Origin of the sequence: Halomonas sp. NO4 (assembly GCF_010994375.1) — a bacterium.
Classification (GTDB): Bacteria; Pseudomonadota; Gammaproteobacteria; order Pseudomonadales; family Halomonadaceae; genus Halomonas.
Map to the genome: position 1 here is coordinate 52,134 of NZ_WHMA01000001.1, position 18,315 is coordinate 70,448.

Sequence of the window (18,315 nt, forward strand, 5' to 3'; positions counted from 1 at the left end):
AGCACCGGCATGGGGATCCATTCTGTCTTCCAGTGATCGGGTCAGGGGCTAGGCGTTGGACCTAGTTTGACCACCTAGGATATCACCGATGCCATTAATATCAATGATAAGGATTCGTATTATATCGGTGTGAGCAACGCCTTGCCCGATGCGAGCGGCCGGCTCAGGCCGACCGCGTGCGCGTCACACATTGGAGTCGGGGAAAGCGGCCTTGCGCGTGGCCATGTAGGCCTGCAACGCTTCGTCGACCGCCGGGTCGAGGGGCGGGGCTTCGTACTCGGCGAGCAGCGTCTTCCAGCGGGCGTTGGCACGCTGGGCCATGTCCAGCCGGCCGTCGGCGTTCCACTGCTCGAAGCTGTTGTTATCGGTGATCGGCGAGCGATAGAAGGCCTCCTTGAAGTTGGCCTGGGTATGGGCGCAGCCCAGGAAGTGCTTGCCGGGGCCGACCTCGCGGATGGCGTCCATGGCCTGGCCGTTCTCCGAGAGGTCCACTCCCTTGAGCAGGGTCTGCATCATGCCGGCCTGGTCGGCGTCCATGACGAACTTCTCGTAGCCCATGGCCAGGCCGCCCTCCAGCCAGCCCGCTGAGTGCAGGGCGAAGTTGACCCCGCCCAGGGTGGTCGGCAGCAGGGTGTTGGCGCTTTCGCTGGCGGCCTGGGCATCGGGCAGCTTGGAGGCAGTGAGGGAGCCGCCGGAGCGGAAAGGCACGCCGAGGCGGCGGGCCAGTTGGGCCATGACGTAGAGAACCAGCGCCGGCTCCGGGGTGCCGAAGGTGGGCGCGCCGGACTGCATCGACATGGAGCTCGCGAAGCTGCCCATCACCACCGGCGCGCCGGGGTTGACCAGCTGTACGAAGGCCATGCCGGCCATGGCCTCGGCCAGGGTCTGGGCGGCGGTGCCGGCGACGGTGACCGGGGACATGGCGCCCGCCAGGATGAAGGGGGTAATGATGCAGGCCTGGTTGGCGCGCGCATAGACCTTGGCGGCACCCAGCATGGTGTCGTCGAAGGTCATCGGCGAGTTGGCGTTGATCAGGCTGATCACGCAGGTACGCGGCTTGTCGGTCTCGGGGTCGATCCACCGCTCGCCGAACAGGATCCTGGCCATCTCCACCGTGTCCCGGGCGCGATCCGGGTGCGTCACCGACCCCATGAATGCTTTGTCCGAGTACTTCATGTGGGTGTAGAGCATGTCCAGGTGACGCTTGTTGACCGGCAGGTCGACCGGCTCGCAGATGGTGCCGCCGGAGTGGTGCAGGCTCGGTGACAGGTAGGCGAGCTTGACGAAGTTCTGGAAGTCCTCGAGCGTGCCGTAGCGGCGCCCCTTGTCGATGTCGTAGACGAACGGGCAGCCGTAGGCGGGCACATGGACGGTATGGGCACCGCCGATCTCCACGTTGCGCGCCGGGTTGCGCGCCTGCTGGGTGAACTGGCGGGGCGCGCTGTCCTGGATCAGTCGGAGGCACAGGCCGCGTGGCATGCGCACCCGCTCGCCCTGCACGTCGGCACCGGCATCGCGCCACAGCTGCAGGGCTTCCGCGTCGCCGCGAAAGTCGATCCCCACTTCCTCGTGGATGGTGTCGGCGTTGTGCTCGATGAGCGCCAGTCCCTCCTCGTCGAGCACCTCGAAGTAGGGAATCCGGCGGGTGGCGTAGGGCAGGACTTCAGCCTGAACGGCGCCCAGGCCGCTGCGGCGGGCGCTGCTGGCGCGGGTACGGCGGCGTGCGGTGGGTGCGGTCATGGGCGTCTCCGATGCTGTGGGGGATTGGCTGCGCGAATCAGGCCGGGGAGGTCGCCGCGTCACCCCAGGCCCGCGACAGGATGTCATCGGGAACGGGGACGCCGTGCTGGCGGCAGGCGGCGTGCAGGGTGTTGAGCAGCAGGCAGGCGATGGTCATGGGCCCGACGCCGCCGGGTACCGGGGTGATGGCGCCGGCCACCTGGCTGGCGCTGGCGAAATCCACGTCGCCGACCAGGCGTGTGCGCCCCTCCTCGGCGACGCGGTTGATGCCCACGTCGATCACCGTGGCGCCGGGCTTGATCCAGTCGCCCCGCACCAGGCCCGGGCGGCCCATGGCAGCGACCAGGATATCCGCCTGGCGACACAGGGCCGCGAGGTTGTCGGTGCGCGAGTGGGCCACGGTGACCGTGCAGTGCTCGCGCAGCAGCAGGCTCGCCAGCGGCTTGCCGACGATGTTGGAACGGCCCAGCACCACGGCATGTCGGCCGCTCAGCTCGCCCAGCTGATGCTTGAGCAGCAACAGGCAGGCCAGCGGAGTGCAGGGCACCAGCGACGGGTTGCCGGTCGCCATCAGGCCCACGTTGAGGGGATGGAAGCCGTCGATGTCCTTGTCCGGTGCAATGGCCCGAATCACCTGCGCCTGGCTCACCTGCGACGGCAGCGGCAGCTGGACCAGAATGCCGTGCACTCGCGGGTCGCGGTTGAGTCGCTTGATCAGCTCGAGCAGCTCGGCTTGCGTCACTCTGTTGGCCAAACGGGACTCGAACGAGGCCATGCCGGCCTCGCAGGCCTGGGTGGCCTTGTTGCGCACGTAGACCTGGCTGGCCGGATCTTCCCCGACCAGGATCACGGCCAGGCCCGGTGTGATCCCATGGCGCTCACGCAGACGACTCACCTGCTGTCCGAGTTCCTCGCGCAGCCGTGTCGCCAGCGTCTTGCCATTGATCAGCGCAGGCATGCTCCCTCCTTGCGTCAGCGAAACACCACGGTCTTGTTGCCGTTGGTGAAGACGCGGTGTTCCAGGTGGTAGCGCACCGCCCGTGACAGCGCCATGTTCTCGGCATCGCGACCCACGGCGGCCAGTTGGGCCGGGCTGTAGGTATGGTCGACGCGCTCGACGACCTGCTCGATGATCGGCCCTTCGTCCAGGTCGGTGCTGACATAGTGGGCGGTGGCACCGATCAGTTTGACGCCGCGCTCGAAGGCCTGGTGATACGGCTTGGCGCCCTTGAATCCTGGCAGGAAGGAGTGATGGATGTTGATCGCGCGGCCGGCAAGTTCCTCGCACAGCTTGGGAGAAAGGATCTGCATGTAGCGCGCCAGAACGACCAGTTCCGTCCTCGTTTCCTCGATGAGTGCCAGCAGGGCGCGTTCCTGTTCCTGTTTGGTTTCCGGGGTAATGGGCAAATGGTGGAAGGGGATCTCGTACCAGTCGGCGAGCCGCTTGAGGTCGGTGTGATTGGAGACGATGGCCGGAATCGTCATCTTGATCTCGCCGGTGCGCTGGCGGTACAGAAGATCGTCCAGGCAGTGGTCGAATTTCGAGACCATCACCAGCACGCGAGGCGGCGTCAGGGTGTCGTGCATGTCCCACGCCATGCCATCGAGCTCACCGACCCCGAGGCCGAATTCGGCCTTGAGGTCCTCCAGCGGTGGGGTGATTCCCGGAGTCGTGGAGAAGACACAGCGCACATAGAAATTGCCGGTATCACTCTCGTCGAATTGCGCCATCTCCATGATGTAGCAGTTGCGCTGAGCGAGAAACGTGGAAAGGCGGGAAATGGTGCCGATGGCGCCACGGCAACTCGCCTTCAGCACGTAAACATTCTTTCCTTCGGTCATCGCGGACATGGCGGCACTCGCTGGCTTGGCGGTTTTTGTTGGGGTCTGCCAGGCAATGTACTCCGGACTGGCCCGGCCGCATGTCTGCAGGCGACGCCAAGCGTCGCTGCCGCGACTCGGATTGGCAAGTTGGCAGAACGTGGAACCCTCGGTAAATCAGCCGTCTGCAAGGGGCGTTGGTGAAGGGGACGGCAAGGGGCGCATTGGCGTTTTTCGGTATGTGGGCGTCGCTGGTGTCAATGTCGACTGCGGGCCGTCGGCCTACGCTGCTGGGCAAGCTCACCTCGAGCGGCCGTACCCCACGACCGGGAGCGCAGTGCCATGACCGATTCGTACCAGGAAGATGACGACTTCGATCTCAACGAGCTCTCCGACGACGAGCTTGTCGAGCAGATGCATGATGACCTCTACAATGGCCTGCGCGATGAGGTGATCGAAGGTACCGAGATACTCCTCGAGCGTGGCTGGGGAGCCGGTCGTGTACTCGACGAGGCGCTGGTGGGCGGCATGGCGATCGTGGGGGTCGATTTTCGCGACGGCATTCTCTTCGTGCCGGAGGTGCTGATGGCGGCCAATGCCATGAAAGGGGGCATGGAAGTCCTGCGCCCGTTGCTGGCCGCCTCCGACTCGGAAACCGTCGGCAAGATCGTCATCGGGACCGTCAAGGGCGACATCCACGACATTGGCAAGAATCTGGTGTCGATGATGCTGGAAGGGGCCGGCTTCGAGGTGATCGACATCGGCATCAATATCCCGGTGGAGACCTACCTCGCGGCCCTGGAGGAGCACCGGCCGGATATCCTCGGCATGTCAGCGCTGCTCACCACCACCATGCCCTACATGAAAGTCGTCATCGATACCCTGGTGGAAAAGGGCCTGCGTGACGACGTCATCATCATGGTGGGTGGCGCGCCCTTGAACGAGGAGTTTGGCCGGGCCATCGGGGCCGATGCCTACTGCCGCGATGCCGGCATTGCGGTGGACATGGCCAAGGAACTCATCGCTCGACGGCGTGCCGCCTGAGTCGCCGGGGAGCGCTCCCATGGCTACCCTGTCGATCATCGCCTGCGGCGCCCTGGCCCGGGAAATTCGAGCCCTGATCACGGCCAATGGCTGGCAAGAAGTCAGCCTGACCTGCCTGCCGGCGGACCTCCACAACCGCCCGGAACAGATCCCCGCCGCCGTGGACGACACGCTGGCGAAGGCGCCCAACGACTCACGTCTGTTCGTCGCCTATGGTGACTGCGGCACTGGGGGGCGCCTCGATGCCGCGCTGGCCCGATACGGCGCCGAGCGGCTGCCGGGGGCTCACTGCTACGACGCCTTTGCCGGCGAGTCGGTGATGGCGGCGCTCAGCGAGCAGGAGCCGGGTACTTTCTACCTGACCGACTTCCTGGTGCGCCACTTCGAGCGCCTGGTGATCCGGGAGCTGGGCATCGAGCGTCATCCAGAGCTGGTTCCTGCCTATTTTGGCCACTATCGCCGGGTCGTCTACCTGTCGCAGCGACGCGATCCCGCCCTCGAACGTCAGGCGCGCCAGGCCGCCGAGCGCCTGGGGCTCGCTTTCGAGACACGGCACACCGGCTATGGCGGCCTGGAAACCACGCTGGTGCGACTGCTGGGGCCGGAACAGTCGGCACCTCTTCCGACACGCGAGGAGGCGATATGGCCGCACTGACCATCGTCAGCTGGCGGGACATTCCCGCTCAGGTGATCGCCAAACAGGGCCGCAGGAGCGCCAGGGTGCTGCTCTCGCCGCGCTTCCAGCATGCCATCGACCGGGCCGCCATGCGCGCCGGACGGGGCGGCTCGGAAGCGTACCTAGACGACTGGCAGCGCAGTGAACCGCGAGCTTGCGACGACGATCTGCAGGCCGAAGCCGAGGCGGAAGCGGCACGGCTCGAGACGCGATTCGACGACGCGGCGCTCCAGCGGCTGGTGCGCGGCAAGGGCCTGGCCGAGCCAGCCTGATGGCGCCAAGCGAGGAGGAGCGATGTACAAGGTGAGACGCTGGGTGGTTCGCCATGCGCGGGGGTTCGAGCGGCTCTACCGGGTCTTCGAACCGCTGCTGGTCAAGCTGCATCCCGTCTGGCAGCGCATTGGCTACGGTCGTGCCGAGGTGCCGGTGAGGGCCGTGGAGAACGTCGTCAAGGGCGTGCTGTTCGACTGCCGGATGTGTGGCCAATGCGTGCTCTCGTCGACGGGCATGTCGTGCCCGATGAACTGCCCCAAGAACCTGCGCAACGGCCCCTGTGGCGGGGTGCGCCCGAACGGCCACTGTGAGGTCGAGCCCGAGATGCGCTGCGTGTGGGTCGATGCCTGGGAGGGGAGTCGCCGAATGCAGTACGGCGATCGCATCCAGGTGGTGCAAGAACCCGTGGACTATCGCCTGCAGGGCACGTCGTCCTGGCTGCGCGTGGTGCGCGAGCGGGCCGAAGCATCCCGCCAACCGGCGGAACAGGGAGCCGCACGATGAAATTCGACGATGAGCCCGTACCCGGCTACTCCCTGCCCATTCTGCCGGGGCACGTCTCACCCGGGCGGCTGGAGCGCGTGCTGCGCGCCGGCAAGTTCGCCATCACCAGCGAGATCGACCCGCCGGATTCCGCCGACCCGGCCGAGGTGCTCAAACGTGCGGCGATTTTCGATGGCTACGTGGATGCCATCAATGCCACCGACGGTTCCGGCGCGCACTGCCACATGTCCAGCGTGGGGGTCTGCTCGCTGCTCACCCGGGTGGGCTACGCCACCATCCTGCAGATGTCGTGTCGCGACCGGAACCGCATCGCCATGCAGGGGGAGATCCTCGGCGCGGCGGCCATGGGGGCCTGCAACCTGCTGTGCCTGACTGGCGACGGCGTCCAGGCGGGCGATCATCCCCAGGCCAAGCCGGTGTTCGATCTCGATTCGATGTCGCTGCTGGAGATCGCCCGCGGGATGCGCGACGACTGCCGCTTTCAGAGTGGGCGCCGGATCGATCTGCCGCCGCGCATCTTTCTCGGCGCCGCCGAGAATCCCTTCGTGCCGCCGATGGCGTGGCGGCCGCACCGGTTGGCCAAGAAGGTGGCCGCCGGGGCGCAGTTCATCCAGACCCAGTACTGCTTCGATGTGCCGCGGCTGCGCGACTTCATGCTCAAGGTGAACGACCTGGGCCTGCTCGAGGGGCCCGGTCGGGTATTCGTTCTGGCCGGCCTGGGGCCGCTCGCCTCGGCACGCAGCGCGCGGTGGATTCGCGACAACGTGCCCGGCGTGCATATCCCGGATGCGGTGGTCGAGCGCCTCGAAGGAGCCAGGAACCAGAAGGAGGAGGGCAAGCGGCTGTGCATGGACCTGCTCAACGAGGTGCGCGAGATCCCCGGGATCAGCGGTGCCCATATCATGGCTTACCGCCAGGAGCACACCGTGGCCGAGATCATCGAGACCACCGGCGTGCTGGAGGGGCGGGTGCCCTGGTACCCGGGACGCGACAACCCGGCCGAACGCAATCCCGAATCGCCCGAGGCCCTCGAGCCGGTTCAGGAGTGACGTCACCGACATCATTGCTTGCGCCATGGTTGGCATGACAACGACCAGACACCACCACCGAGGAAGCATCATGACCGATACCGTCATCAGCTCGCACAAGAAGGAAGTCGTGATTGGCTTCGAGCGGCCCTTCGTGGTCATCGGCGAGCGCATCAACCCCACTGGGCGCAAACAGCTGGCCGCGGAAATGGCCGCCGGCGACTACTCGCGCGTGGTCAAGGACGTGGAGGACCAGCTGGCCCACGGCGCGCACATGCTGGACGTCAACGCCGGCATTCCTCTGGCCGATGAGCCGGCGATCCTGGCCCAGACCATCGAGCTGGTGCAGTCGCTCACCGACGTGCCGCTGTGCATCGACTCCTCGATCATCAAGGCGCTGGAGGCGGGCCTGTCCGTCTACAAGGGCAAGGCGCTGGTCAACTCGGTCACCGGGGAGGACGAAAGCCTCGAGGCGGTGCTGCCGCTGGTGAAAAAGCACGGCGCGGCCGTGGTGGCGATCAGCAACGACGAGACGGGCATCTCCCAGGACCCGGACGTGCGCTTCGCCATCGCCAAGAAGATCGTCGAGCGCGCCGCCGATCACGGCATTCCCGCCTGCGACGTGGTGGTCGACCCGCTGGTGATGCCGATCGGCGCCGTGGGCACGGCGGGCCGCCAGGTCTTTGCCCTGTGTCATCGCATGCAGAAGGAGCTCAAGGTCAACACCACCTGCGGCGCTTCCAACGTCAGCTTCGGCCTGCCCAACCGCAACGGCATCAATGCGGCGTTCGTGAGCATGGCCATTGCCTCGGGGCTGACCTCGGCGATCACCAACCCGCTGCACAGCGAGATCATGACCTCGATCCTGGGCGCCGACGTGATGATGGGCCACGACCCCGACTGCATGCGCTGGATCAAGCGTTTCCGCGAGCCACCGGCGATGGGGGCGGACGGCGCCGAAGGGCGCGGGCGGCGCCAGACCCGCCGTCGCCGTGCCACCACCTGAAGCCGGTTTGCCACGCCATCACCATGCCCGGCGGCGGGGAGGTTTCCATGTATGAAGCACGCGAGGCGCTCGTCGTCTTCACCCCTTCCGGTCGCCGTGGGCGCTTCCCGGTGGGGACCCCGGTGCTGGAGGCCGCCCGCGCGCTGGGGGTCGACATCGATTCGGTGTGCGGCGGGCGAGGCCTGTGCGGCCGCTGCCAGGTGGACCTCTGCGAGGGGCACTTCGCCAAGCACGGCGTCGCGTCGTGGCCGGACCACCTCACTGCCAAGAGTGACACCGAGCGGGCCTGGGAGACGCGCCGCGGTCCGCTGCGGGCCGGTCGCCGCCTGAGCTGCTCGACCCAGCTGCTCGGCGACGCAGTGATCGACGTGCCCGCCATGAGCCAGGTGTACCGCCAGGTCGTGCGCAAGCGCGCCGAAGTGCTGGATATCGCGCTCGATCCTATCGTGCGCCTCTACTACGTGGCAGTGCCGCCGCCGGACATGAATGTGCCGGCCTCCGACTTGCGCCGCCTCAAGGAGGCCTTGACCCGAGAGTGGAGCCTGGATGGCCTCGAAACCGATATCCGCGTGATCCAGCAGCTGCAGACGGCCCTGCGCCAGGGAGACTGGGGCGTGACCGTGGCGGTCCACGACGATCGACGCCTCATTGGGGTGTGGCCGGGTTTTCAGTCGCAGGTCTACGGCATGGCGGTGGACGTGGGCTCCACGACCATTGCCGCCCATCTGTGCCACCTGCAGACCGGCGAGGTGGTCGCTTCCGCCGGACGCATGAACCCGCAGATTCGCTACGGCGAGGATCTGATGAGCCGGGTCTCCTACCTCATGATGAATCCCGGTGGCGAGGTCGCCATGACACGCTCGGTGCGCGAGGCCATCAACGCGCTCACGCTGGCGCTGGCCGACGAGGCGGGCGTCGCCGTGGAGACCATCCTCGAGGCCACCGTTGTCGGCAACCCGATCATGCAGAGCCTGGTGTTCGGCATCGATCCGGTGGAGCTGGGCGGGGCGCCCTTCGCGCTGGCCACCGACGAGGCCATCGACGGGCTCTGGGCCACCGAGATGGACCTGGTCATCCACCCCAACGCTCGGGTCTACGGCCTGCCGTGCATCGCCGGGCACGTGGGGGCCGATACCTCCGGCATGATCCTCTCCGAGACCCCCTACCTGGGCGAGGAGCTGATGCTGCTGGTTGACGTGGGCACCAACGCCGAGATCGTGCTGGGCAACCGCCACCGGCTGCTGGCCTGCTCCAGCCCCACCGGCCCGGCCTTCGAGGGCGCGCAGATCAGCGGAGGGCAGCGCGCCGCCGCCGGAGCCATCGAGCGGGTGCGCATCGACCCGCTGACGCTCGAGCCGCGCTACCGGGTGATCGGTTGCGAGCAGTGGTCCGACGAGCCGGGATTCGCCGAGGCCGTGGCGCCACATGGGGTCACCGGCATCTGCGGTTCGGGCATCATCGAGGTCGTCGCCGAGCTGTACCTGGCCGGTATCATCACCCCGGAGGGCGTCGTGCAGGGTGGCCTGGCGGCGCGCAGCGAGCGCATCGTGGCCGACGGGCGCACCTTCTCCTACGTCTTGCATCGCGACGACAGCCGCACCCTGGCCATCACCCAGAATGACATCCGCGCCATCCAGCTGGCCAAGGCAGCGCTCTACGCGGGCATCCGCCTGCTGATGGAGCAGTTCGGCACCCAGCGCGTCGATCACATTCGCCTCGCCGGCGCCTTCGGTGCGCACATCGACGTCAAGTACGCCATGATCCTGGGGCTGATCCCCGACTGTGATCTCGAGCATGTCACCTCGGCCGGCAACGCCGCCGGCACGGGGGCGCGCATCGCCCTGCTCAGCCGCAAGGCGCGCCGCGAGATCGAGGAAGTGGTGCGCCGCGTGGAGAAGGTCGAGACGGCCACCGAGCCGCGCTTCCAACAGCACTTCGTGGATGCCATGGCGATCCCGCACCGTCACGATCTCTTCCCGCAGCTCAGTGCCCACGTGAGCCTGCCGGCGATCACCGAGGAGACCGACAACGCGGTGCGCCGCGGCCGGCGCCGGCGGCGTCAGCGGGTCTGAGGCTTCCCCATAACCGCAACTGAATTGTCACCTGCTATGTTCTGGCGTGGCTGTTCCCTGTGACTAATGGCGACTCATCAAGGTGTCGTGAGAGGTCGCTCGCACCCCCGTCATCCCTGACGTAACATGCGCATAATGTTGAGAGGTGAGTGGGCGCGTGGCAGGAAGCAAAGCACAGGGAGAAGTGAATCAGTCATGGCCGTTAACTACCATCTGGGTGATTTCCCGCCCGAACAGCTTGATTGGCCTCAGCTCATTCCTCTGCTGGGGCCAGCGTCTGCAGCCGTAGCGCGCTATGACGGTACCTTGGCGGCCATCCCCAATGCGTCGGTGCTGCTCTCGCCTCTTACGACTCAGGAGGCGGTGCTGTCATCGCGCATTGAAGGCACTCAGGCCACCATGGGTGAGGTGCTGGAGTTCGAGGCGGAAGGGGGCAAGCCTGAACTGAGCCCCGACCGCCGTGCCGACATCCAGGAGATCCAGAACTACCGTGCCGCAGTGCGCCAGGCAGAGAAACTGCTGCAGGAGCTGCCATTGTCCCAGCGCGTCATCCTCGAGGCGCACAAGGTGCTGCTCTCCGGGGTGAGAGGCCATGGCAAGTCACCAGGGGCCTATCGCCGCATTCCCAACTGGATTGGACCCGCTGGCTGCAGTATCGAGCAGGCTCGCTTCGTTCCCATCTCGGCCGAGAAGTTGCCGGATGCCATGAGTGCCTGGGAGCGCTATGCCCATTCGGAGGCACCCGACCGTCTCGTGCAGCTGGCCATTCTGCATGCGGAGTTTGAGGCCCTGCACCCTTTTCTGGACGGTAATGGTCGGCTTGGGCGAATGCTGGTGCCGCTGTTCATGTGGCAGTCGGGACTGATACAGCGGCCAATGTTCTATATCAGCGCCTTCTTCGAATCCAGCCGCGATGAGTATTACGACCGGCTGCTTGCGGTCTCCCGCGATGGCGACTGGACGGGCTGGTGCCGCTTCTTCCTCCAAGCCGTGCAGTCACAGGCAGAGGAGAACCAGCGGCGCGCCACCCAGATCCTTGATCTGTACGAGCGTATGAAGCGCGAGCTGCCGGAGCTGACGCGATCGCAGTATGCCATTCTGGCCCTGGACTGGATCTTCGAGCGGCCGATCTTCAAAAGCTCGGATTTCGTGACCAGCGCGGGCATTCCGGAAGGCACGGCCAAGCGTATCCTGTCACTTCTGCGCCGAGAGTCGGTACTGCGTGACCTGATGGAAGCCAGCGGGCGCCGGGCCGCCGTACTGTGTTTTCCTGCGCTGTTGAATATCGCCGAAGGGGCAGAGGCGTTTTGAGGATCATCGGTGAGCCACAATAGATCTTGTGGATCATTTTTGCCAAAATATGAGCCACAAGCATCGTTGTCGCCTACGCGTGAGCGACAAGCCGATCAAGCGTACCCTGGGGCTGAAGCTGCGTACCCGCGGCAAGACGTGGTCTCCCATCGCCGATGAGCTGTGATGCTTCGCGCTGTGCAGCGAGTTTGTGTGAGACCGCCGGCGATGAAAAAAAGCACCGCTGCCTTCCATGGCGGCCGGCGTCTCCGTCACCAGCGCACCTCCTCCTGAACCTGTCGACGGCACAGCCGGCCCTACAACTGCTGCCCGTGAAGGCTTAGAATGCCGCCACTGGTCCATTCACGCAGGGTGCCGGCTATCGCCGGCACCGCACAGACGGCGATACGCAACTCCATGGCGGACTCCTCCACCCTGGCCCGGGAAGTCGGGCTGCGACGTACCTTCGCGATTATCTCGCACCCCGACGCGGGCAAGACCACCATTACCGAGAAGATGCTGCTGTTCGGCAACGCCATCCAGCTCGCCGGCTCGGTGAAGAGCAAGCGCGACGATCGCCACGCCACCTCCGACTGGATGAAGATGGAGCAGGAGCGCGGCATCTCGGTGACCACCTCGGTGATGCAGTTCCCCTACGGTGGGCGGATCGTCAACCTGCTCGACACTCCCGGCCACGAGGACTTCTCCGAGGATACCTACCGCACCCTCACTGCGGTGGACTCGGCGCTGATGGTGATCGACGGCGCCAAGGGCGTCGAGGCGCGCACCATCAAGCTGATGGAAGTCTGCCGCCTGCGCACCACGCCGATCCTCACCTTCGTCAACAAGCTCGACCGCGAGGTGCGCGACCCCGTCGAGGTGATGGACGAAGTGGAAGAGGTGCTCAATATCCAGTGTGCGCCCATGACCTGGCCGATCGGCATGGGGCGTCGCTTCAAGGGCGTCTATCACCTCTACAACGACGTGATTCACCTCTACACCCAGGGGCAGGGCAGCCGGATTCCCGAGGACAAGCGCATCGAGGGGCTCGACAACCCCGAAGTCGATGAGGTGCTCGGTGAGGATCTCGCCGAGGAGCTGCGCATGGAGGTGGAACTGGTGCGCGGGGCTTCCCACGAATTCGATCTGGACGCCTACCGTCGCGGCGAGCTGACGCCGGTCTATTTCGGCACCGCCATGGGCAACTTCGGGGTGCGCGAGATGCTGGATGGCTTCGTGGAATACGCGCCGACACCCCAGCCGCGGGAGACCGACACTCGCATCGTGGAGGCGGAGGACGGTCGCTTTACCGGCTTCGTGTTCAAGATCCAGGCCAACATGGACCCCAACCATCGCGACCGTATCGCCTTCCTGCGCGTCTGCTCGGGCAAGTACGAGAAGAACATGAAGATGCGCCACGTGCGCATCGGCAAGGACGTCAAGATCGCCGATGCCCTCACCTTCATGGCCTCCGACCGCTCTCACGTGGAGGAGGCCTGGCCCGGCGACATCATCGGCCTGCACAACCACGGCACAATCCAGATCGGCGACACCTTCACCCAGGGTGAGACCATGCGCTTCACCGGCATCCCGCACTTCGCGCCGGAGCTCTTCAAGCGCGTGCGCCTCAAGGACCCGATGAAGATGAAGGCGCTGCAGAAGGGGCTGCAGCAGCTCTCCGAGGAGGGCGCCACCCAGGTGTTCATGCCGCTGGACAACAACGACCTGATCCTCGGCGCCGTGGGAACGCTGCAGTTCGACGTAGTCGCCCACCGCCTCAAGGAGGAGTACAAGGTCGACTGCCTCTACGAGGGCGTGAACGTCCATACGGCGCGCTGGATCTACTGCGACGATGCCAAGAAGCTCGAGGAGTTCAAGCGCAAGGCGAGCGCCAACCTGGCCATCGATGGCGGCGGCTACCTGACCTATATCGCCCCGACGCGGGTCAACCTGCAGATGACCCAGGAGCGCTGGCCGGAGATCCGCTTCCAGCCCACCCGGGAGCACTGATCCCCTATGCTCATCGACGCCCACTGCCATCTGGACTTTCCCGACTTCGACGCCGACCGCGAGGCGGTGCTCGAGCGGGCCAGGGCAACGGGCGTCGGCCACTACGTGGTGCCGGGCACGACCCGGGCGCGCTGGCCGGGCGTGCTGGCGCTGGGAGCGCGGGCTGATGTCAGCGTCTGCTTGGGGCTGCATCCCTGTTTCATGGACGAACATGGCGAGGGCGATGCCGAGGCCTTGGCCAGCATGCTCGACGAACATCCGGAAGTGCAGGCGCTGGGAGAGTGCGGTATCGACGCGCGCTTCGAGGAGACGCTGGATGACCAGTGGGCACTGTTTAACGCTCAGCTGCGCCTGGCCAAGTCACGCCAGCTGCCGGCAGTGATCCACTGCGTGCATGCCAACGACCAGGTCTCCAAGCGACTGCGTCAGCTCGACCTCCCCGCCGGCGGGCTGATCCACGCCTTTGCCGGCTCCCCGGATCAGGCGTGGAAGTTTCTCGACCTCGGCTTCGTCGTCGGCCTGGGCGGTGCGGTCACCTACGAGCGCGCCCAGCGCCTGTGGCGCGCGGTCAAGCGCCTGCCCGAGGATGGCTTCGTACTCGAGACCGACAGCCCCGACATGCCGCTGTGCGGCTATCAAGGCCAGCGTAACGAACCGGCGCGCATCACCGAGGTGTGCCGCGTGGTGGCGAAGCTGCGCGGTGAGAGTGAGGGGCAGGTGGCGGCGAATAGCACTGCCACGGCCAAGCGGGTGTTCGGTCTGGACTACGCTTTGTCTGGAAACTGCCTGCGCTCGGTCATACGGCGTTAAAAATCGGCTCAAAGTACTCATTTACACCACGTAAACTCCGTCTTTTCACCGATTTTTGCCTTGTCTGACCATCGCTCGACGACTTTTCGGACAAAGCTTAGTTCGGTTTACCGGGCTGCCAGCTCTTCCGGGTCCAGTCGTTCCACCGCATAGGGCAACTTCAGCGGTTTGAGCCGCTGGCCGTCGACGCTAAGCGGACCGATCTCCTCCTTGGTGCTGAGCACGGCCAGGATCTCCGCCTGGCCGTAGGCGTCGAGCTCGGCGGCGAGCACCTCGCCCTGGGCCTTGTCGTTGGCGTCCGTCACCGCGGCGCCGGGAGCGGGCAGGCTGTCGCCCTCCAACTGGGCGCGGAACAGGCGCTTCTTCACCTGGCCGCGGAAATGGGCGCGCGCCACCACCTCCTGTCCCGTGTAGCACCCCTTCTTGAAACTGATGCCGCCCAGCGCTTCCCAGTTGATCATCTGCGGCAGCAGGGCGTCGCGGTGATGCGGTGTCAGCCAGTAGAGCCCTGCCTGGATGTCATGCAGGCACCAGGCGGCGTTGCCCACCAGGGTGGCCTGGGAGGCAAGTTGCGTGACGGCCGCCTCGGCGCGCTCCGCGGGCAGGCAGACCAACTGCCGGGGGCGCGGCCCCGGGTGGGTGAGCAACTGGACATCTGCGTCCCCGGCCTGATGCCACACCGGCGGCGGCACCAGGTCGAGGCGCACCTCAGCGAGTGCCTCGGCTTCCTTGCCGATCAGGCCGATGAGGGCCAGGTCGTCGCGGGGCTCGAGCTCTGCCTTGTAGAAGGCGGCGAACTTGCCGAGGTGGTCGGCGAGGGGAGCCACCAGCCCCCGATGCAGCAGGAGCCGATAGTGGTCCGGAGCCACGCGCAGAAGCTGGGCGTTGGCCAGCATGCGCCCTTTGGGGGTGCAGAAGACGGTGAGCGGCGCAAACTCGCCGTTGGCCAGGCTGACCTGGGCGCTGGCCTGGCCCTGCAGGAAGCGTTCGGCATCGGCGCCGTGCACGTCGATCACGCCCAGGTGCACCAGCGGGCACACCACGGTGCCGTCCAGCGCCAGCCGGGTGGCGTCGTCGACGTCGAATGCCACGCGGTCGTCGCTTGTGCGATGTCCGTGCAAGGCGTCAATCCAGTCGTTCATGCCTCGGGCTCCAGTCTCGTCATCTCGGGGAAATCACCGGTTGCTGTATGGGTATGCGGGCGTTCGACGGGAATTGCAACCGGCTGTCGGCCAGTCACCGCCATGCTAGACTGCCCCTTTCCCTGCAATCCGTGCAGTCCGGAGTTCGTTCATGGCCTACCAGTCGCTCACCTTCAAGGGCGTTACCGACGCCGAGCAGATCAACCGCATCACCACGGCGTTGATGATGCTCGACGGCGTCGAGAGTGTCGAGGTTGGCCGACACGGTGCCGAGATCGAGGGGCGCGTGCGCCACGACGACCTGATCCGGGCGGTGCGTGCCCTCAAACTGCCCATCGATGTCGAATAAGCCAGCCGAGGTCCCGTCATGAAGAAGGCCATTCAGGTCACCAGCGAACGCAACCACGTCTTCCGTCAGCGCGTCGAGATCGACGGCTTCGACGAGCTCTACGTTGATGTGCCCAAGGCCTACGGCGGTGAGGGCACGGCACCGGACCCCCATGACTACTTCGACCTCTCGCTGGGGGCCTGCAAGGCGATCACCGCGCAGATGTATGCCCAGCGCAAGAAGTGGCCGCTCGACGGCATCAGCGTCACAGTCAACCGTGACGACAGCGAGGAACGCAAGGGGGTGTATCGACTCGAAGTGGTGATGTCGTTCCACGGCATCGATGACCCCGAGCAGCAGGCGCGGCTCGAGGAGATCAGCCACAAGTGCCCGATCCATCGCCTCATGACCGGCGCCACTGTCGAGGTCACCACCCGCACCGCCGATGATCTGGCTCACAGCTGAGCCGGCCACGGAGACGTCATGAACAAGCCGTTTCGCCTGCAGTCGAAATTCCAGCCCGCCGGCGACCAGCCCACGGCCATCGACGGGTTGGTGACCGGGCTGGAAGCCGGGCTCGCCCACCAGACCCTGCTCGGTGTCACCGGCTCCGGCAAGACCTTCACCATGGCCAACTTGGTGGAGCGCCTGCAGCGCCCGACCATCGTCATGGCGCCCAACAAGACGCTGGCCGCCCAGCTCTACGGCGAGTTCAAGTCGTTCTTCCCCGACAATGCCGTGGAGTATTTCGTCTCCTACTACGACTACTACCAGCCCGAGGCGTACGTGCCCTCGTCGGACACCTTCATCGAGAAGGACGCCTCCATCAACGACCACATCGAGCAGATGCGCCTTTCCGCCACCAAGGCACTGCTTGAGCGCCGCGACGCCCTGATCGTGGTGTCGGTGTCGGCGATCTATGGCCTGGGCGACCCCGACCAGTACCTCAAGATGCGCCTGCACTTCACCCGGGGCGAGCTGATCGACCAGCGCACCTTCCTGCGCCGCCTGGCGGAGCTGCAGTACACCCGCAACGACATGGACTTCCGGCGCGGCACCTACCGGGTGCGCGGCGATGTCATCGACATCTATCCCGCCGATGCCGAGGACGAGGCGGTGCGCGTCGAGCTCTTCGACGACGAGATCGACTCGATCCGCCTCTTCGATCCGCTCACCGGCGAGGTGCGGGGCCAGGTGCCGCGCATGACCATCTACCCCAAGTCGCACTACGTGACGCCCCGCGAGACCATCCTGGGGGCCATCGATGCCATCAAGGCGGAGCTGGTCGAACGCCTGGCGTGGCTCAGGCAGCACGAGCGGCTGGTGGAGGCGCAGCGCCTGGAGCAGCGCACCCTCTACGACATCGAGATGATGCTGGAACTGGGCTACTGCAACGGCATCGAGAACTACTCGCGCTACCTCTCGGGGCGCAATCCAGGCGAGCCGCCACCCACCTTCTTCGACTACCTGCCCGACGATGCACTGCTGTTCATCGACGAGTCCCACGTCAGCGTTCCCCAGGTGGGCGGCATGTACAAGGGGGACCGCTCGCGCAAGGAGACGCTGGTGGAGTACGGGTTCCGCCTGCCGTCGGCGCTGGACAACCGCCCCATGACCTTCCAGGAGTGGGAGCGCATCAGCCCCCAGACGATCTTTGTCTCGGCGACGCCCGGCCCCTACGAGGCCGAGCACGAAGGGCAGCGGGTGGAGCAGGTGGTGCGTCCCACCGGGCTGCTCGACCCCGAACTGGAGGTTCGCCCGGCCTCGACTCAGGTCGACGACCTGCTTTCGGAGATTCGCCTGCGCAGCGAAGTGGGCGAGCGGGTGCTGGTGACTACCCTCACCAAGCGCATGGCCGAGGATCTCACCGAATACCTCGACGAGCACGACGTGCGCGTGCGCTACCTGCACTCCGATATCGATACCGTGGAACGGGTGGAGATCATCCGCGACCTGCGCCTGGGCCAGTTCGACGTCCTGGTGGGCATCAATTTGCTGCGCGAAGGCCTCGACATTCCCGAGGTCTCGCTGGTGGCAATCCTCGATGCCGATAAGGAAGGCTTCCTGCGCAACGAGCGCTCGTTGATCCAGACCATCGGGAGGGCGGCACGTAACGCCCATGGCAAGGCGATCCTCTATGGCGACAGGGTGACCGACTCCATGCGTCGCGCCATCGACGAGACCGAGCGGCGTCGCGCCAAGCAGAGGGCCCACAACGAGGAGCACGGCATCACCCCGCAGACCGTCACCCGCTCGGTGGCCGACATCATGGAGGCTGCCCAGGCGCCGGGACGCAAGGGCAAGGGGCGCAAGAGCGAGCGCAAGGTCGCAGAGGGCGCGGCGATCTACGACCCCGCCGATTTGTCACCCGAGCAACTCCGCCGCGAGCTCACCCGCGTGGAGGACGCCATGCACGAGGCGGCCCAGAACCTGGAGTTCGAGGAGGCGGCGCGACTTCGCGACCGGCTGCATGAGCTCAAGGAGCGCCAGCTGACTCTGGGAGCCGTCTGACGGTGCCCGAGGGGCCCGAGATCCGCCGCGCCGCCGATACCCTGCATCTTCCTGCCTGCC

General features: G+C 66.0%; 17 protein-coding genes. 13 read left to right on the forward strand and 4 right to left on the reverse strand.

Annotation, left to right across the window (positions count from 1 at the left end; all coding sequences use genetic code 11):
• Positions 1–183 precede the first annotated feature (183 nt).
• From FEF15_RS00235 to purU, 3 genes are read right to left on the reverse strand one after another with little or no spacing between them, the layout of a single operon-like run.
• Positions 184–1,740 carry a trimethylamine methyltransferase family protein gene (locus FEF15_RS00235; RefSeq protein WP_163557081.1) on the reverse strand — a complete coding sequence of 519 codons (1,557 nt, stop codon included), beginning with the start codon at positions 1,738–1,740 and terminating at the stop codon, positions 184–186.
• A gap of 37 nt (positions 1,741–1,777) precedes the next feature.
• The gene (gene folD / locus FEF15_RS00240; protein ID WP_163557082.1) at positions 1,778–2,698 is read right to left on the reverse strand and encodes a bifunctional methylenetetrahydrofolate dehydrogenase/methenyltetrahydrofolate cyclohydrolase FolD; all 921 of its coding nucleotides are present in this window, start codon (positions 2,696–2,698) and stop codon (positions 1,778–1,780) included.
• 14 nt (positions 2,699–2,712) lie between these two features.
• Entirely contained in the window at positions 2,713–3,591 is an 879-nt protein-coding gene (gene purU / locus FEF15_RS00245; protein ID WP_346427849.1) for a formyltetrahydrofolate deformylase, read from the reverse strand.
• Between the two features lie 312 nt (positions 3,592–3,903).
• Between purU and FEF15_RS00250 the strand changes: the two genes are divergently transcribed.
• From FEF15_RS00250 to FEF15_RS00295, 10 genes are all read left to right on the forward strand, one after another.
• On the forward strand, positions 3,904–4,605 hold the full coding sequence (locus FEF15_RS00250; protein WP_163557083.1) for a B12-binding domain-containing protein: 702 nt from the start codon (positions 3,904–3,906) through the stop codon (positions 4,603–4,605).
• 19 nt (positions 4,606–4,624) lie between these two features.
• Entirely contained in the window at positions 4,625–5,260 is a 636-nt protein-coding gene (locus tag FEF15_RS00255; RefSeq protein ID WP_163557084.1) for a DUF1638 domain-containing protein, read from the forward strand.
• The gene (locus tag FEF15_RS00260; RefSeq protein WP_163557085.1) at positions 5,248–5,553 is read left to right on the forward strand and encodes a virulence factor; all 306 of its coding nucleotides are present in this window, start codon (positions 5,248–5,250) and stop codon (positions 5,551–5,553) included. The genes FEF15_RS00255 and FEF15_RS00260 overlap by 13 nt, the downstream gene beginning before the upstream one ends.
• 22 nt (positions 5,554–5,575) lie before the next feature.
• A complete protein-coding gene (locus FEF15_RS00265; RefSeq protein ID WP_163557086.1) occupies positions 5,576–6,058 on the forward strand; it encodes a methylenetetrahydrofolate reductase C-terminal domain-containing protein in 483 nt (160 codons plus the stop codon).
• The gene (locus tag FEF15_RS00270) at positions 6,055–7,107 is read left to right on the forward strand and encodes a methylenetetrahydrofolate reductase (RefSeq protein WP_163557087.1); all 1,053 of its coding nucleotides are present in this window, start codon (positions 6,055–6,057) and stop codon (positions 7,105–7,107) included. Before FEF15_RS00265 ends, FEF15_RS00270 begins: the two co-directional genes overlap by 4 nt.
• 70 nt (positions 7,108–7,177) lie before the next feature.
• Positions 7,178–8,092 (forward strand): dihydropteroate synthase, encoded by a 915-nt coding sequence (locus FEF15_RS00275; protein WP_163557088.1) that lies wholly within the window; start codon positions 7,178–7,180, stop codon positions 8,090–8,092.
• A gap of 47 nt (positions 8,093–8,139) precedes the next feature.
• Positions 8,140–10,164, forward strand: coding sequence for an ASKHA domain-containing protein (locus FEF15_RS00280; RefSeq protein ID WP_163557089.1), 2,025 nt, complete (start codon positions 8,140–8,142; stop codon positions 10,162–10,164).
• Between the two features lie 195 nt (positions 10,165–10,359).
• Entirely contained in the window at positions 10,360–11,475 is a 1,116-nt protein-coding gene (locus FEF15_RS00285) for a Fic/DOC family N-terminal domain-containing protein (RefSeq protein WP_163557090.1), read from the forward strand.
• A gap of 396 nt (positions 11,476–11,871) precedes the next feature.
• Positions 11,872–13,464: a peptide chain release factor 3 gene (gene prfC / locus FEF15_RS00290; protein ID WP_163557091.1), complete on the forward strand. Its 1,593-nt coding sequence runs from the start codon at positions 11,872–11,874 to the stop codon at positions 13,462–13,464.
• A gap of 6 nt (positions 13,465–13,470) precedes the next feature.
• Positions 13,471–14,274 carry a TatD family hydrolase gene (locus FEF15_RS00295; RefSeq protein ID WP_163557092.1) on the forward strand — a complete coding sequence of 268 codons (804 nt, stop codon included), beginning with the start codon at positions 13,471–13,473 and terminating at the stop codon, positions 14,272–14,274.
• Between the two features lie 107 nt (positions 14,275–14,381).
• Here FEF15_RS00295 and FEF15_RS00300 read toward each other — a convergent pair whose 3' ends face one another.
• Positions 14,382–15,416, reverse strand: coding sequence for a folate-binding protein YgfZ (locus tag FEF15_RS00300; protein WP_163557093.1), 1,035 nt, complete (start codon positions 15,414–15,416; stop codon positions 14,382–14,384).
• Positions 15,417–15,567: 151 nt separating this feature from the next.
• On the opposite strand from FEF15_RS00300, the gene FEF15_RS00305 reads away from it, so the two are divergent.
• From FEF15_RS00305 to uvrB, 3 genes are read left to right on the forward strand one after another with little or no spacing between them, the layout of a single operon-like run.
• Positions 15,568–15,765 (forward strand): hypothetical protein, encoded by a 198-nt coding sequence (locus FEF15_RS00305; protein WP_163557094.1) that lies wholly within the window; start codon positions 15,568–15,570, stop codon positions 15,763–15,765.
• An 18-nt stretch (positions 15,766–15,783) separates the two neighbouring features.
• Positions 15,784–16,209, forward strand: a complete 426-nt coding sequence (locus FEF15_RS00310) for an OsmC family protein (protein WP_163557095.1) — start codon at positions 15,784–15,786, stop codon at positions 16,207–16,209.
• Between the two features lie 18 nt (positions 16,210–16,227).
• A complete protein-coding gene (uvrB, locus tag FEF15_RS00315; RefSeq protein ID WP_163557096.1) occupies positions 16,228–18,255 on the forward strand; it encodes an excinuclease ABC subunit UvrB in 2,028 nt (675 codons plus the stop codon).
• Positions 18,256–18,315: the final 60 nt, after the last annotated feature.

Bases quoted from the DNA above. Each gene is read 5' to 3' on its own strand.
- FEF15_RS00235 (WP_163557081.1), bottom strand. From the start codon at position 1,740: ATGACCGCACCCACCGCACGCCGCCGTACCCGCGCCAGCAGCGCCCGC.
- folD (WP_163557082.1), bottom strand. From the start codon at position 2,698: ATGCCTGCGCTGATCAATGGCAAGACGCTGGCGACACGGCTGCGCGAG.
- purU (WP_346427849.1), bottom strand. From the start codon at position 3,591: ATGTCCGCGATGACCGAAGGAAAGAATGTTTACGTGCTGAAGGCGAGT.
- FEF15_RS00250 (WP_163557083.1), top strand. From the start codon at position 3,904: ATGACCGATTCGTACCAGGAAGATGACGACTTCGATCTCAACGAGCTC.
- FEF15_RS00255 (WP_163557084.1), top strand. From the start codon at position 4,625: ATGGCTACCCTGTCGATCATCGCCTGCGGCGCCCTGGCCCGGGAAATT.
- FEF15_RS00260 (WP_163557085.1), top strand. From the start codon at position 5,248: ATGGCCGCACTGACCATCGTCAGCTGGCGGGACATTCCCGCTCAGGTG.
- FEF15_RS00265 (WP_163557086.1), top strand. From the start codon at position 5,576: ATGTACAAGGTGAGACGCTGGGTGGTTCGCCATGCGCGGGGGTTCGAG.
- FEF15_RS00270 (WP_163557087.1), top strand. From the start codon at position 6,055: ATGAAATTCGACGATGAGCCCGTACCCGGCTACTCCCTGCCCATTCTG.
- FEF15_RS00275 (WP_163557088.1), top strand. From the start codon at position 7,178: ATGACCGATACCGTCATCAGCTCGCACAAGAAGGAAGTCGTGATTGGC.
- FEF15_RS00280 (WP_163557089.1), top strand. From the start codon at position 8,140: ATGTATGAAGCACGCGAGGCGCTCGTCGTCTTCACCCCTTCCGGTCGC.
- FEF15_RS00285 (WP_163557090.1), top strand. From the start codon at position 10,360: ATGGCCGTTAACTACCATCTGGGTGATTTCCCGCCCGAACAGCTTGAT.
- prfC (WP_163557091.1), top strand. From the start codon at position 11,872: ATGGCGGACTCCTCCACCCTGGCCCGGGAAGTCGGGCTGCGACGTACC.
- FEF15_RS00295 (WP_163557092.1), top strand. From the start codon at position 13,471: ATGCTCATCGACGCCCACTGCCATCTGGACTTTCCCGACTTCGACGCC.
- FEF15_RS00300 (WP_163557093.1), bottom strand. From the start codon at position 15,416: ATGAACGACTGGATTGACGCCTTGCACGGACATCGCACAAGCGACGAC.
- FEF15_RS00305 (WP_163557094.1), top strand. From the start codon at position 15,568: ATGGCCTACCAGTCGCTCACCTTCAAGGGCGTTACCGACGCCGAGCAG.
- FEF15_RS00310 (WP_163557095.1), top strand. From the start codon at position 15,784: ATGAAGAAGGCCATTCAGGTCACCAGCGAACGCAACCACGTCTTCCGT.
- uvrB (WP_163557096.1), top strand. From the start codon at position 16,228: ATGAACAAGCCGTTTCGCCTGCAGTCGAAATTCCAGCCCGCCGGCGAC.